1 pseudogene is annotated in these 1,827 nt (G+C 38.5%); it reads right to left on the minus strand.

Annotated elements, in window-relative coordinates:
- A pseudogene (locus ACOSP6_RS16835) lies at window positions 1–1,827 on the minus strand (hypothetical protein); the annotation flags it as partial.

A 1,827-nucleotide genomic window follows, 5' to 3' on the forward strand; every position in this document is an offset into this window, starting at 1 on the left:
ACCTAATGAAATATCACAAGTGTTACTATTTATTGTTGTACGAATACGAACATCGTAACTTCCTGCTGTTAAACCTGTTGCTGTAACTGGACTACTTGTGTTTCCTGTAACCCAAGTAGCTCCTCCATCAATACTATAATCAAATGAAGCTCCAAAATTACTTGCCGTTATCTCTATAGCTCCATCACTTCCTCCGTTACATGTAGCATCAGCATCTAATGCTGCTGTACCTAGTAACTCTTGATTTGCATCGATTGTTACAATAACATCTGTAGTACAATCACTTCCATAATCAACTGTAATCGTATGATTTCCAACAGCTAGATTATTAAACACATTCGAAGTCTGTGTAGTTGCTCCTAAGGTATAAGTGTAACTCGGATCTGTTGGGGTAATAGTCGCATTTCCTGTACCATCACAATTATATGAAACACTATAACTAAACGTAGGCTCTGTTGGTAACGGATCAATAACAATGTTTGGTAAACTAATCTCACAACCATTGTCATCTCGTACCGTTAAAACATAAGTACCTTCTGTTAAATTTGAATAAACTAAATCTGTAGAGTAAACTCCATTTACTCCATACGTATATGGGGCTGTTCCTCCTGTAGCACCCACAAAAGTAATCTCACCATTTTGTAAACATGTATATGCTTGTGTTAAACTTGCACTACTCGATATAGGATTTGGTGTTGTAATAGTAACACTAGCTACTGTAGAACTACATCCATTGGCATCTGTAACTACAAAATCATAGTCTCCATCTGCTAATCCTGTGTAGGTACGAACAACATCACTAGAAGTAGCTGTTGGAATCGCTGTCCCTGTACTTGTTACAGCAACTGTATAGTCTGCAACACCATCTGAAATAGTAATGCTAATTGAACCAGAATCTCCTGAACAGCTTGGTTGTGTGGCTGTTGCAACAACACTTGGACTTGTAATTGAACCAACTGTAATCGTCTCTGTATAGGTACAATTTAACCCATCTCTAATAGTAACATCGTAATCTCCTGCTACAGAAATAGCAAATGTATTACTCGCTTGGAAAGAAGCTGCATTACCTGTTGGAACAACTGAATATTCATAACTTCCATCTCCTCCACTTGCTGTTACTGTTACACTTCCATCGTTACAGGTAACTGGTGTAGTAGCAACTGTTCCTGTTAATTGAAGATTGATAACTTCTGTTGATGCCGTAGAAACACAACCAAATCCATCTCTAACTAAAACATCATAACTGCCAGGTGTCAATCCTGTAAATGTATAGGTAGTCGATGTAACTGGACTTGGAACTTGCCAACTCGCACCATTATCAATACTAAAATTATAATCACTTCCTGAACCGCCTGAAGCTGTAACAACTATCTGACCATTCGTTCCATCATAACATGCTGTTGGTGCAGCTGTATGTGTTGGGTTTGTTGATGGATTAACTGTTATATTAAATGGTGCCGATAAACATCCATTGGTATCTTGAGCAATAATAGTGTGTGCTCCTGCTGCTACATCCGTAAATGGTGTCGATTGAAATGCTCCAGCTCCATCTAATTGATACGTATATGGACCATTTCCTCCTGTCGCACTCGGCTCAATTGTAGCACCAGTTGCTGGATTACAAGTTACTTCTTTTGTAATTGTTCCGCTTGCAACTACAACCGTAGGCTCACTTATCGTAACTGAACCTAATGAAATATCACAAGTGTTACTATTTATTGTTGTACGAATACGAACATCGTAACTTCCTGCTGTTAAACCTGTTGCTGTAACTGGACTACTTGTGTTTCCTGTAACCCAAGTAGCTCCTCCATCAATACTATAATC

The organism is Tenacibaculum sp. MEBiC06402, from assembly GCF_049239625.1.
Classification (GTDB): domain Bacteria; phylum Bacteroidota; class Bacteroidia; order Flavobacteriales; family Flavobacteriaceae; genus Polaribacter.